The 13,947-nt window shown below is 44.8% G+C and carries 10 protein-coding genes; 6 read left to right on the top strand and 4 right to left on the bottom strand.

Annotated features, from left to right (window positions below; all coding sequences use genetic code 11):
- The first annotated feature begins 40 nt into the window (after nucleotides 1-40).
- From MHB54_RS27275 to MHB54_RS27265, 3 genes are all read left to right on the top strand, one after another.
- Nucleotides 41-934 carry a polysaccharide deacetylase family protein gene (locus MHB54_RS27275; RefSeq protein ID WP_028541306.1) on the top strand — a complete coding sequence of 298 codons (894 nt, stop codon included), beginning with the start codon at nucleotides 41-43 and terminating at the stop codon, nucleotides 932-934.
- 40 nt (nucleotides 935-974) lie between these two features.
- Nucleotides 975-1,451 carry an RNA polymerase sigma factor gene (locus MHB54_RS27270; protein ID WP_023988580.1) on the top strand — a complete coding sequence of 159 codons (477 nt, stop codon included), beginning with the start codon at nucleotides 975-977 and terminating at the stop codon, nucleotides 1,449-1,451.
- 240 nt (nucleotides 1,452-1,691) lie between these two features.
- Nucleotides 1,692-3,293, top strand: a complete 1,602-nt coding sequence (locus MHB54_RS27265) for an alpha-amylase family glycosyl hydrolase (protein WP_028541305.1) — start codon at nucleotides 1,692-1,694, stop codon at nucleotides 3,291-3,293.
- A gap of 333 nt (nucleotides 3,294-3,626) precedes the next feature.
- Here MHB54_RS27265 and MHB54_RS27260 read toward each other — a convergent pair whose 3' ends face one another.
- From MHB54_RS27260 to MHB54_RS27245, 4 genes are all read right to left on the bottom strand, one after another.
- Nucleotides 3,627-4,409 carry an HAD family hydrolase gene (locus MHB54_RS27260; protein WP_264453783.1) on the bottom strand — a complete coding sequence of 261 codons (783 nt, stop codon included), beginning with the start codon at nucleotides 4,407-4,409 and terminating at the stop codon, nucleotides 3,627-3,629.
- Between the two features lie 30 nt (nucleotides 4,410-4,439).
- Nucleotides 4,440-5,489 (bottom strand): 2-amino-2-deoxy-D-mannitol dehydrogenase GutB1, encoded by a 1,050-nt coding sequence (gene gutB1, locus MHB54_RS27255; RefSeq protein WP_028541304.1) that lies wholly within the window; start codon nucleotides 5,487-5,489, stop codon nucleotides 4,440-4,442.
- Nucleotides 5,490-5,522: 33 nt separating this feature from the next.
- A complete protein-coding gene (locus tag MHB54_RS27250; protein WP_023988584.1) occupies nucleotides 5,523-6,764 on the bottom strand; it encodes an aspartate aminotransferase family protein in 1,242 nt (413 codons plus the stop codon).
- Between the two features lie 114 nt (nucleotides 6,765-6,878).
- The gene (locus tag MHB54_RS27245; RefSeq protein ID WP_023988585.1) at nucleotides 6,879-8,087 is read right to left on the bottom strand and encodes an MFS transporter; all 1,209 of its coding nucleotides are present in this window, start codon (nucleotides 8,085-8,087) and stop codon (nucleotides 6,879-6,881) included.
- A gap of 491 nt (nucleotides 8,088-8,578) precedes the next feature.
- Between MHB54_RS27245 and MHB54_RS27240 the strand changes: the two genes are divergently transcribed.
- The 3 genes from MHB54_RS27240 (at nucleotide 8,579) to MHB54_RS27230 (ending at nucleotide 13,941) form a co-directional block, all read left to right on the top strand.
- Nucleotides 8,579-9,487 carry an AraC family transcriptional regulator gene (locus MHB54_RS27240; RefSeq protein WP_023988586.1) on the top strand — a complete coding sequence of 303 codons (909 nt, stop codon included), beginning with the start codon at nucleotides 8,579-8,581 and terminating at the stop codon, nucleotides 9,485-9,487.
- A gap of 117 nt (nucleotides 9,488-9,604) precedes the next feature.
- Entirely contained in the window at nucleotides 9,605-10,669 is a 1,065-nt protein-coding gene (locus MHB54_RS27235; RefSeq protein WP_023988587.1) for a Gfo/Idh/MocA family protein, read from the top strand.
- Nucleotides 10,670-11,100: 431 nt separating this feature from the next.
- Nucleotides 11,101-13,941, top strand: a complete 2,841-nt coding sequence (locus tag MHB54_RS27230; protein WP_264453781.1) for an alpha-amylase family glycosyl hydrolase — start codon at nucleotides 11,101-11,103, stop codon at nucleotides 13,939-13,941.
- Nucleotides 13,942-13,947: the final 6 nt, after the last annotated feature.

Raw genomic sequence — 13,947 nt, 5'->3', positions numbered from 1 at the left:
AACGTAAACAGCTTCTAGATTTTTGGAGGAACATATACTAATGGAAAAAAGCTATACGCATAATAGAACCAGAGCTCATCGGATGAAGAGAAATAGAAGAAGACTACTGTTTATTATTATCATTTGTATTGTTCTAATTATTTTAAAACTCTTTGATATCTTTAGTAGTAAACAACAGCCGGTATTAAATAACGAATCCAAAGGGAGCGAATCACCTCTAAAAAATGTTTCGGGTGTTGAAGATGCAGCATTTGTTGAAAAATACTTGAATCAGCAAATGCAAGGACATCGGCCTGAGGGGATAGACGGTAAAAAAGTAGTCTATTTATCTTTTGATGATGGCCCATCGGTCACCGTAACGCCTAAGATATTGGATGTTCTTAAAGAAGAAAATGTGAAAGCAACGTTTTTTGTGGTAGGAAAGGCAGTAGAAGAAAATGAAGTGGCTAAAAAAATAACAAAAAGAGTAGTTAAAGAAGGACATGCTATCGGAAATCATACCTACTCACATGACTACAGTTATTTATATCCTAATCAAACTGTGAATTCGAGCATTTTTATGAAGGATATTGAAAAAACAAATCAAGTTTTAAAGCAAATATTGGGGCAGAATTTCTCCACAAGAGTAATTCGTTTTCCAGGTGGCCATATGACATGGCAGAGAAATGATCCCAATGGTATGGAAGTGCTGGACAAAGCTCTACATGATAAGGATTACCATCAGATTGACTGGAATGTGTTACCTAAAGATGCAGAAGGTGCACCTAAGAATGCTGAACAATTAATTCGCGAATTCATAAGGAACATGGGGACTAGAGAAAAAGCAGTTGTACTCATGCATGACACTTATGGGAAAGAAGAAACTGCCAAAGCCTTGCCTGAAATCATAACATATTTAAAAAAGCAGGGATATGAATTTAAGACTATAAAGTGACTTACCGATTCCAATCAAAACAGAAGGGACAAGCAGTAATATGGATATTAAAGATGTGGAGGATCAATATTTATCTTGCAAATCAGATCTCTTTGGCTATCTATTAAGGATATTGCATAACAAACAGGATGCCGAAGATTTGTTGCATGAGTGCTTTATTCGGTTTATAAGAGCTTCACCTGACTTGCCTCAAGATCGTATTCGGTTTTACCTTTTGAGAATTGCCAAAAATTTAGCTATAGATTTAATCAGAAAACGAAAAAAGATGGATGAATACAACTTACGCAAGGAACTGCTTTATTATCACTGGGATATCCTCGATTTTGAAATTCAGGAGGAGGTCAATCGAATTCTTTTGATGGCAAGTAATACCGAGCAAAGGACGGTACTTGAATTGCGTTTAGTCCGAGGATACTCCATAAAAGAAACGGCTAGAATCTTAAACAAGAGTGAAAATTCAGTAAAGTCTTCGCTGCACAGAGCTTCAAAACGCATTAAATTAAGATATATTTCCTGAACTGATTTGGACGACAGCAGACAATCTTTTATTCAGCAAATCGAAAGTACTAAATCTAAGAAAAAGAATAATTTCCGAAAGAGGAGTAGACATAGAGTCTGCTCCTCTTTCGTTCGATACAGAGATAAAGCAATAAGATCGATATTTTCCACCATAATAGATAATAAATATCCCCTTTTTTTGGATTGTTTCTATTTATAATGAAAACGCACCCATAACAATCAAAGGAGCTGATTTGTTTTGACACGTAACAAACGCTTAAGAAGATTGTCCACCGCCATGTTAACGGTGCCTATGCTCACGATGTTCGCTTCAGGTGCAATGGCAGAGCAGGAAATGAACGGACATAAGCCTCCGGTTTCTACTGGAAGCGGCGTATTTTATGAAATTTATATCAATTCTTTTTATGATTCGAATGGAGACGGACACGGTGATTTGAAAGGAATCACACAAAAACTTGATTACTTAAACGATGGCAAACCCCATTCGGGTAAGGATTTGCAGGTCAGCGGCCTCTGGCTTATGCCCCTTAATCCATCTCCAAGCTACCATAAATATGATGTAACTGATTACTATCAGGTGGACCCGCAGTATGGGAGTCTTAATGATTTCCGCACCTTGATGAAAGAAGCGGACCGAAAGGGCGTCAAGGTGATCATGGACCTTGTTATCAATCATTCGAGCAGCGAGCACCCATGGTTTAAGGAGGCCAGTGCCAACCCACAAAGCAAATACCACGACTATTACGTATGGGCGGATGAGAACACAGATCTGGAAGAAAAGGGCTCGTGGGGTCAGCAGGTATGGCATAAGAACCCGAATGGCGAAGGGTATTTCTACAGTACATTCTGGTCGGGCATGCCGGATCTGAACTTTGACAATCCCGAAGTCCGCAAAGAAATGATCAAAGTCGGCAAGTATTGGCTGCAGCAGGGTGCAGACGGGTTCCGGCTTGACGCGGCGATGCATATTTTTAGAGGACAGACGAAGGATGGTGCGGATAAGAACATCGCATGGTGGAATGAATTCCGTTCCGAGATGGAGAAGGTAAATCCAAATGTATATCTGGCAGGAGAGGTATGGGACAAACCGGAGACCATAGCTCCTTATTACGGACCGCTCCATTCCCTGTTTAATTTTGACCTGGGTGGAACGATTTTGAACTCCGTGAAAAACGGCCGAGATCAGGGTATCGCGGCATTCGCCGAGAAAACGCTGCAACTGTACAAATCGTATAATAAGGCGGCACTCGATGCTCCGTTCCTGAGCAACCATGACCAGACCCGTGTCATGAGCGAAGTGGGCGGAGATGTGCGAAAAGCCAAGCTGGCTGCTTCCATTCTTTTGACGCTTCCGGGTCAGCCGTTCCTCTATTATGGGGAAGAAATCGGTATGAAGGGAGAGAAGCCTGATGAGTATCTTCGTGAGCCTATGCGCTGGTACAAGGGAGATGGCCCTGGTCAAACGACGTGGGAGAAACCCAAATACAACACAGGCGAGGTATCAGTGGAAGCGCAGCTGAGGGACGATGATTCCCTGCTGGAAAGCTATCGCACACTCATCCGTCTGAGGGAAGAACATGAAGCTTTACGCAGCGACAGTCTGCAACCTATACAAGCAGGTTCTGCCAGCGTGACCGCATTTAAACGTACTTCAGGCAAAGAAACACTATATGTATATCATAACCTGTCTGGAGAGCCGGTTACCCTGCAGATGAAAGATTTCGATAAGGGTAAATGGAAAGTGGTCTTCTCCACCTCAAAGAATGTAAAGGTGAAGAAAGGAACAGTTACAATTCCGGCTTACAGTTCTCTAATTACCGAAGAAGACAGAAAGAGCTGAATATACGGCAAAATTACTGTTCAGATGAAGCAGGATATATATCGATGAATCCAGTTTGGGGTGTTAACAGCACCCCATTTTTCTATATAAGTTTTGCTGCATACGAATAGAGGATTTAAAACCGTCAGGAGATCAGTTAAATGTCAAAAAGACAGTTTTTACGACGATTGTGTGTTGAACCGGGAAAATTACTCGTTTCAACTAGACCACTTCGATGTAAAGCACGCCCCTTAGAGTACACACAGGGAAGGATAAATGCATTCTCCAGTGTATATTCCAAGGGGCATTATTTAATACCCTCAATCATAGTAAAGATTGGACGATTCCATATGATTATAAAGGGGGTATGCCTTCCGGTACATTTCGGCTCTTGCTCTTAGCAAGCAACTGCTCATCAAACGGCAGATTCTCTCTGATCGCCCACAGGTCGTCATAGCTGAGAATCCAGCGATCGGCTCTAGACAGATCCTGCCGGCCGGAGCCGGGGTTGTGGAAGCCGATGCAGTGCATTCCTGCACTTTTGGCTGCCTGGACCCCGTTCTGTGAATCTTCAATAACGATGCAATGGGCCGGTGCAATGCCTAGCTGTTCGGCGGCGTATAAGAAGATGTCCGGTGCTGGCTTACCCTGCAATACCTCTTCACCGGTGATTCGAATGTCGAAGTAACGGCCAAGTCCTGTCTTTTCCATAATGAGATCAATTAGCGCCCGTGGAGAGGAAGAGGCTACCGCGACCGGAATCCCCTTCTCTTGCAGCCAGTCTAGCCACCGTTCCAGTCCGTCGATCGCCAAAAGGCCCTCGTGTGCAATCATCGTCTGCATCACGTTTTTTCGGTGATAGGTCAGGGCCTCTTCCACCGTATTGGTGAGCTGATGTCTGTCCAGTACCTGACGCCACATAGATTCGAGTGTCACTCCAACATAGGTATGGTGCTCTTCTTCCGTCATGGACGCACCGAAATGGGCAAAGGAGCTGCGTTCAACTTCAAAATAAATCGGTTCGCTGTCTACCAACACCCCGTCCATGTCGAAGATGACCGCTTTGACTGGAACGGACGCTGATGGGTCTCCTGTGCATTCATGATTCGTCGGTGTAACATGATGAATGCTCGTCATGTCCATTCTCCCCCTTGTTAGTAGCTAAATTTAGTTGCCCGAGCCATTCGATTGCAGCACAATCTTGATCGCCTGAGACGAAGGCTGAAGTGTCCGCTCGCTGATATTGCATCCAAGTGTCTTAAAGGCTTCATGGTAGTCATCAAGCGGATACGAGTGGGTAATGATTTTTTTGGCGGGAATGATCTGCTGCTCAATCAGGTAATGCGCCGTGGAGAACGTGCCCAGAGAATCAATCGAGCCGATGATTTTAAGGCTACGGTCAACGACCTCTTTCGGATTAAACGAGCTTATCCCATCTCTCAGCCCCACCAGCATCAAATACCCGCCGCTCGCAAGCTGGCTTAATACCTCAGTGCCGACCACTCCTGTGGTATCCACAATCATGTCCACCTGATTCTTTAACGGAGCTAGCTCATGAATGGCCGACTCCAGTGTGGCGTGCGCGGACCATCGCTCAGGGGCAATGGAATCCGCTATGGCGAGCCGCTCCTCCGAGATGTCAACGAGGCAACCAGTTACACCTTTCGAAGCAAGAGCATAGCTGTACAGAATCCCGATCGGACCTGCGCCTAGAATAACGGTTGTGAAGTTCGGCAGCAGGTTAATCTGGTTGATCCCGGTTAGCATACAGCTCAGCGGTTCGGTCAGCGTCGCTTCTTCGTAGCTGATATGATCCTTCAGCTTGTACAAAAAACGGTCCTCAGTCACATAATAATCGGTGAACGTACCGTCGGCGCTGACTCCGGTCTCTGTTACGGCTTTATGTGTGCAATGATTCTGTCTTCCTGTCCGGCACATTTCGCATTGACCGCAGTAATATGTTGGATCAATCACCACACGGTCCCCAGGCTGCAGTGAACTGACGGCTGATCCTACAGCGATCACATCCCCCGCTGATTCGTGGCCTAAGATCGTGGACGGCACGGCATGATATTTGCCACTGATGATGCCTAAATCCGTACCGCATACGCCTGTCGCCCGGATCCGGACGAGTACATCGTTATCTTTTTTAATCTCCGGGACAGGTCTTTCCTCAAGTGCGACATCCCAAGCTGATTTGTATACCAGTGCAAGCATAAATAGTCCTCCTTTTGCCTGTTAGGCAGATGGTTAGTGTAGGGTGGTCAGAACAGTGTCAAGCCGCTTAACAATTTCGACAATCTCATCTTCCGTAGCCGTGAGGGAAGGTCTCACTTTGACCACATTGCCATAACCGTAACGGGAGCCTCTGAGAATTAGCTGCTGTTCGGCAAAAGCGCGGTCGATAATCGCATTGCTCTTAACTGCATCTGGGGCATTATCCTCGTCGACAATTTCCAGTCCCCACATCAATCCGACGCCGCGAGCCTCACCGATGATGCAATCGTGCTTGTCGGCCATCTCCGTCAGCAGGGTTCCGAGCAGGCTTCCTTTGGACCGAACGGCTTCCAGAAAACCGGGCTCAGATACAACCTCCAGCGTGGCTTTGGCTGCCGTAACCGAGATTAGATTGCTGCCTGAGGTGAAGGAGTGCTCGTGCTTCTCCAGGACATTAAGCCGAGACTGCATTAATACCGCTGCTACCGGTACACCAATGCCGCCGAGACCCTTGGCGAGAGTAATGATATCTGGCTGGATATCCAACAACTCACTTGCGAACATGTAGCCTGTCCGCCCAATCCCGGTCTGCACCTCATCAGCGATCAGGATCAGCCCATACTCGTTGCACAGCTGACGGAGCCGCTTAAAATATCCTGCAGGTGGGATGATATTGCCTCCGTTGCCCAAGATGGGTTCAATAATCATGCAGGCCACAGAGCCTGAGCTTGCATACTCAATGGCATCCGATATGGCTTCGACGCATTGATAACCACACTTGTCAGGCGAAGAATTAAACGGGCAGCGATAGCAGTAGGGAGCAGGTACATGCAGGGAATTTGCTGCAGCCGAGTTGGGAAATTTCCTCCGCCGGAAGGCGTTGCCGGATATGCCTGTTGCGAACTGGGTCTGCCCATGATGGGATAAATACAGGCTGATTATATCGAGCGCTCCTGTATATTTCTGGGCTAGCTTCACAGCGCATTCGTTCGCCGTGGAGCCGGTAATATCTCTCATCCATCCCGCGTCGATGCCGTTCGGCGTATACTGGATCAGATGATCCAGGACTTCCTCGACGTAAGGCTCGGTAAAGGATGAGGACATGTGGGCAAGATTGGCGACTTGTTCCTGTACCTTGGTGACGACATGAGGGTGATTATAACCGAGCGATAGATTGAAGGTGCCAGACACGCCATCCAAATATTCCTTACCGGAATCGTCAATCAGAGTAATGCCTTTTCCGTATCTGAAGCGTTCTTTGGTTAAGGTATGCACGATGTTTCCCTCCATATCAGAATATACATTCTCATTAAGTACATTCTTTAAAAAGTGTACTGCCCTGCTACAACATAACGCGGCGGGCCTCACCTCCCTCAAGAATAAAGAATCTCATCCTTCCTTGCCCTGATGGACAAGGGAGTCAACTACCCGTCTGCTCCTGCCATTCCACAGATGCGAGAGAATGACTGCCAGCAGTAAAATTAGGCTGAAAGCCGCCAAAATCCAAAGGGTAGTCGTCACCGACCATTCGCTCATGCTCCAGCCTGTTACATATTGAAGAACTGCTCCGCCAATTCCGCCTGACGCAATCAGAATGCTGGTCGTTCTCTCGGTCATTCCCGGAATCAGCAGGTTCGCATAGACGAGGGCAATACAGAAGAGACCGGACATGAATAACCCTGCACCAAAAATCAGAAGGTATGTAGCCCACTGACTGGATACAAACGCCATTGCAACCAGAAAGCAGAAAGTTCCGATTCCGCTCCACAGTAGGAAAGGAATATATCCTGCTGACTCAGCAATCTTCCCTGAGAACATGCGGCCGATGATCATCGCAATCCAGAGTATGCTAACACCCAACGAGGCTACGGATTCCCGAATCTGCAGGGTCTCGATCAGAATAGAGGGCAGGAAGTTCATGAGCCCCAGTTCAAGCCCCATGTAAACAAAGAAGAATACAATGAATATTCCCAGTAACACACGGTGCTGTACCGAGTACCGGGCTTGTTCGACCGATCGCTCAGAGGTTTGGAGATCTGCTTGGGTAAGGTGGGAAGAGGAGGAAGCAGGCATGGTAATCCAGAACAGTCCCAGAATAAACGTCAGAAGGGAGATGGTGTAGAAGGTCAGATACCACATTCCAAGCCAGATATACAGGCTTACCACTGCGGGAATGAGCAGTGCACCAAGTGCAAAATAGACATCCAGCTTGGACATGGCTACGGCTTTCTGCTCTTCGGTGAACTCAATCGTGAACGCTCCGATGGACGACTCAATGATGCCTGAGCCGAAGCCAACCCAGATGGTCATCACGATAACCCAGGTCCATGAGGGGAGTACACCCAAGAAGGCATACCCTGCCACGATACTAACCAGAGCAATGGACAGCATAGACTTGCGACCGATGTGTAGAGCCATGAAGGGGGAGAACAGAACGCCGACAAGAAATCCGAAAAACTGAAGGAACAACAATAATCCGCCATCGCTGTACCCCCGTCCATAGTAAGGCAGTAGAACCGGCAGTAATGCTCCAAGCACCACACTAGTAATGCCGATTAGCAGATAGAAAGCACAACTTAAAGCGAATAGTCTCTTCAAGGTCCGTCCCTCCATAAGTCTATATTTTTTATATGGATTCTGTTGCTTTACTAGATTATACCTTTTTATTGGAAATGTATATATCTCTTTATATAAAAAATGTAAAAATAATCGTTCGACAATTTTACACGTATTTGCTTAATCTAGTTAAGGCGAAACTTGGTTATCTGAAGAAACTGCAAGCGGAAGGGAGAAATAAGATCAGCCCAAATTGTTTTCGGGCGCCAAACCGCTCATAATTGAGGCATAACTTTGTGTTTGCAAAATTAGGTTAGTAAGGATACCTAACAGTGGTTTTACTTAATACAACTATGATTGATAGGGTAGGAAAAAGAATGTTAAACGCTTACAATTCAAAAGGGAGAGGGAATTTTATTCGAAAGTTGAGAAGGAGAAAAATGAAGAGGAGAAGAAGGAATGCAGTGCAGCATAATTATCAATAGTCATGTGTACGGCTTTTTTGAACTTTACAACAAAAGGAGTCTACCAAAATGAATTTTTATTTGGAAATCCCGGAGCTTGACCGACATTTTCCTTTCCGGAGCTTTATTAATAAAGGTGACGTGCTTTGCTATCCTCATTGGCATAAAGAAATTGAAATTATTTATGTGACTCAGGGAACCTTGGATCTGGGAATTAACGATATTTCGATACGGATGAAAAAAGGTGAAGTTCAGTTTATAAATGGGGGTGATGTTCATTATTTTTTGGCTTCTCCCGACAGCGAACGGGTGGTTATTCAATTTGATCTGAGCTTTTTTCAAGAGGTTTCCACATTAAGTGATCAGAAACGCCCTCTTAGATATATATTTACGGAGATGGAGCAATCAAGCTGGAACTGGCCAGAAGAAACAGCAGCTAAAATGCTTCCTCTGATTCAAAGCATTTATGATGAGAACGTCAACCACCACGAAGGTCATGCTTATATGATCAAAGCCAAGCTGTTTGAGATGTTGACTCTTATTATGCGTGAAGTGCCGAGAAGCATGACGCCAAGGCTTTCTGAAATCTCTGAAAGAACCTTAACACAATCAAAGGACACCCTTTATAAACTGGAACGTATTTTTGAGTATGTGGAATGCCATTATCATGAAACCATCTCGCTGAAGAATGTCGCTGATTATATGGGTTTCAGTCCCTATTATTTCGCCAGACTGTTTAAGAAGAATACGGGGATGACCTTTGTAGCATTTTTGAATGATTACAGACTGAATAAGGCAAAATGGATTTTGTTGAATGAAAACAATCCGATCACTGAGGTCGCAGAGGCAGCAGGATTCAGTAGTGTAAAGACGTTTCATCATCTCTTTAAGGAAGCGACAGGAACATCACCATTGAAATACCGCAGGACAATATTCGGGAATAATACAGCAAGAAATGAGGAGGAAAGCTTTTCATGAGATTTGTATGATAGAGCTATCCGACGAAGTGAAGGGAGAGTTACGAGGACATTAAAATTTATGGATCCATGAGCAACCGCTTGATATGCGGTAGGCTTAAATCAGAAGTGGAGGAAGATGAAAATGGGCAATCGTATATACAATGTAGTCATTATCGGTTATGGAGGCATGGGAAGCTACCATGTTCAATTGATCGAATCTAATCAGCAACTTGCCGTTGGCGGTGTATATGATATTGTTGATTACCGAATGGAACTGGCTGCGGCTGCTGGCTATAAAACCTACGCTAGCCTGGATGCTGTTCTGGCAGATCAGGCCGTGGATATTGTTTTGATAGCAACACCTAATGATGTTCATAAGGAAATCGCGATCCAGGCGCTACAAGCTGGAAAACATGTCATTTGCGAAAAACCAGTTACGATAACGAGCGCGGATTTCTTGGATATTGTTGAGGTGGCGAAGAAAGAAAATCGTGTGTTTACGGTACATCAAAACCGTCGATGGGATGAAGACTTCCGAATTATAAAAGATATAATTGGCAATAAGACCGTAGGCGAGCTTTTCCAGCTGGAATCGCGAGTTCAGGGGGCTAATGGGATTCCAGGTGACTGGCGGCAACTAAAGGCGTATGGAGGAGGAATGCTGCTGGATTGGGGAGTACATCTATTGGACCAGCTGCTTCAGATTACGGACAGCAAAATAGAAAGCGTAGCTGCTACCCTAAGCTATATTTTGGGGACTGAAGTGGATGACGGCTTTACCAGCTTTATTGAGTTCAAGGACGGCCTGAAAGCAGTCATTGAAGTGGGTACAACCAATTACGTAAAGCTGCCGCGCTGGTATATTAAAGGAACCGAAGGAACCGCAGTGATTAGGGATTGGGATTTGAGCGGAGAGATCGTCACCCGAAATCCAGATGTCGCTCACGTGGAACCCAAGCCGATTCAAGCAGGTCAAGGATTAACGAAAACGATGGCGCCGCCGTCTGAGGAATCCACCCTTAAGTTCCCGATTGAGAAAATACCTGCTGCTGCAGAAAGCTTTTATGAAAATTTTGTCTCCACCATCGAAGGAAAAGCGGAGATTGCAATCAAAAGCGAAGAAGTACACCGTGTATTGGTGCTGATTGAGACGATTTTTGAGGCGGGGGCAACCAAAAGCGTGATTCGAAGAACTATTTAGATCTGCTGCTTTATTTTCGATCCGTCATAAGAGAGATATATAGGAGCCTGGAGAGAACCAAACAGATTTATTTAATGAAATTTTGGGATGCATTTAAGTAATCAGAAACCTTTGAAATGGTGAGCAAAATAATTTTGCCCACCATAAAACACAAGCGGGTATCGCTCCACAACCGAATTCTATTGCTTGATCATTTTTAGGTTGCTGAGATTTCGAATAGGTTTAATTTACACGTAAAAAGAAAAAGATGTTTTTACATAAAATCCGCTATTTCCTCCTTATAAATCAACATATTCCACTCTAAATTCTTCCATAAAAACATAAAATAATCCATGAAAGTGCTAGAATAATCATTTGTATGAGAAAGAGGAAGGGAGAGATCGTTTATTGTACTGTGCGACCAGAAGAATATAGATGAAGGGACGTAGAGAATGAGGAGTTATAAACGAAGATCTTGGAAACGCTTATTTTTACTCATGATCACGGGGATACTTGTATTAGCATCAGTAAGTGTTGTTACGCCGATCAATGCTGATGAATCGCCTAAAAACGTTACAAGTACATCAGTAAAACTTTCATGGAAAGCCTCCGAAGACATCTCCAATGGTAGTAGAGTATCAGATTACGATCTCTATCGCAACGGTTCTCTCATCAAGCAGAATATCTCCGATGCAACATATGCCAATCTGCCGAAGAACCTTGATTTGACAGCCCTTCCAGACAACCAAGCGATAGTTTACTATTTTAAGAAAAGCCGTGGCTGGAGCGATGTAAATATCCACTATGCTCCCGATGGTTCATCCTGGACATCCCCGCCGGGTATCAGCATGAATGAAAACGCTTGCTTGGATTGGGCCAAAAAAACTATTGATCTTGGCTCCAAAACATCGATGAAAGCAGCATTTAACAACGGCTCTGTCTGGGATAATAATAAAGGCGCTGATTATCATTTAGCTGCTGGTTTAAGTACCGTCAAAGACGGTATCGTCACAACAACCGGAGCTAAGAATCCGTGTAACCCTCCGGTTATTGATTTAGAAGCACCTTCTATACCTCAATTATTGATAGCCAATGCCGATGGACTACGAATCCAATTAGAATGGGATCCTTCTGTTGATAATGTTGGTGGAAGTGGAATCGGCGGGTATGAGATCACTCGCACAGGAGGAACTAAAGGCAAAAAGGTCTATACGACGACCCGTACTACCTTCCAAGATTCATTATTGGAAGCGAAAACGACATATACGTATACAGTTAAGGCATACGATAAAGCAGAACCAGCCAACAAATCGGAAAGTAGTATTGAGGTAAGTGCAACAACAGGAACTTCATCACCTCCTGCTTCAAAGGGAAGCCCGATCGGAACAGATATGCGTGAAGATTCAATTTACTTTGTGATGACTGCCAGATTCTATGATGGGGACCCTTCGAACAACCGAGGTGGTGCGAATCATGTTTCAAGCGGCAATGCAGTCAACAGTGATCCAATGTTTAGGGGCGATTTTCAAGGGTTAATCAATAAACTGGATTATATCAAGGCTCTTGGCTTCTCAGCGATTTGGATTACACCGGTTGTATTGAATCGATCTGACTATGACTTTCACGGCTATCATGGTTACGATTTTTTTCGAGTGGATCCCAGGTTAGAGTCACCAGGTGCAACATACCAGGATTTGATTAATGCTGCACACGACAAAGATATTAAAATTATACAGGATGTTGTGTACAATCACTCTAGCCGCTGGGGTGCAAAAGGTCTATTCACGCCAAAAGTATTCGGTATTCGAGATAATCAGTGGACCTGGTACTATGACGAACCTCAAGAAGGAATCGAGTACGATGGCCTTCAGCAGAATGACGCAGGCAAGCCGTATAACGGTGACCTATGGTCAACGAAGGAACCGGAGGGCAACACCTGCCGGAATTGGGGAATCCCAATGAACTCAAAAACCTACAATTGCCAATGGCCCAACCCCACCTCTGGCATGTTTCCTTCACAGTACTATCACAGTTGCTGGATCGGCAATTGGGAAGGGGAAGATTCACGGAGTTGTTGGCTGCATGAGGATCTGGCTGACTTTAATACAGAGTCGAAGCCTGTCCAAGATTATTTAATTGAAGCGTACAATCGATTTATAGATATGGGTGTAGACGGGTTTAGGATAGACACCGCTGTGCACATTCCACGCGTTACCTGGAACCGTCATTTTCTTCCTGCAGCGCAGGAGCGGGCGATTGAGAAGTTTGGTGAAAAAGGACGTAATTTCTATATGTTCGGTGAAGTAGGTGCTTTCGTTAACGATAAATGGAACCGAGGTTCTGTGAATCATTCGGCTCAATTCTTCACTTGGAAGGAGCGCAAAGAGTACAGCACCAATGATGAAGTAGCTGCGTTGGAACAATATCAACACGAAAATAATCTTGGTACAGCCAATCAGCCTTTATCTGATAATGCATTCCTCAAAGGGAATTTGTATCATGAACCGGACCATTCGCAATCCTCCGGGATGAATGTAATTGATATGAGGATGCATATGAATTTTAGTGATGCGAATAACGCATTTTGGAATGGCAAGGATTCGGATGACAGTTATAACGATGCGACCTATAACGTAGTGTATGTAGATAGCCATGATTATGGACCTAACAAATCATCGACCCGGTATACGGGGGGCACGGCTGCATGGGCTGAGAATATGAGTTTAATGTGGACTTTCCGTGGAATTCCAACATTGTATTACGGCTCAGAAATCGAATTTCAGGCAGGCAAGCCAATCGACTGTGGTCCAACGTGTCCATTAGCAACCACAGGACGTGCTTACTATGGAGATCATATTGAAGGTACAGTAGTAGCCTCCGATTTCGGACAGGTAGCTTCTGCTTCAGGTTCGGTTGCTCAAACCCTGCAGCACCCACTTGTAAAGCACATTCAGCGACTGAATCAAATTCGAAGAAGTATTCCTGCCTTGCAGAAAGGACAGTATTCTACAAAGGATGTAAGCGGACAAATGGCGTACAAGCGACGTTATACGGATTCATCAAAAGGCATAGACAGTTATGCTTTAGTTACTGTTAGTGAATCAGCTGTTTTTCGGAATATTCCTAACGGCACTTATAAAGATGCTATTACCGGAGACGTCAAAGAGGTCACGAATGGGACGCTCAATCTGGCAGTTTCGGGCAAAGGAAACTTAAGGGTATATGTACTTGATCTCCCGGGTAATCCTGCTCCTGGTAAGATCGGTGAAAACGGGCCTTTCTTGAAGCCTTAATTTTTA

It is taken from the genome of Paenibacillus sp. FSL M7-0802, assembly GCF_038004945.1.
GTDB classification, from domain to species: domain Bacteria; phylum Bacillota; class Bacilli; order Paenibacillales; family Paenibacillaceae; genus Paenibacillus; species Paenibacillus polymyxa_B.
The sequence above is the reverse complement of the archived record's forward strand: the minus strand, read 5'-3'. Positions and strand labels throughout refer to the sequence as shown.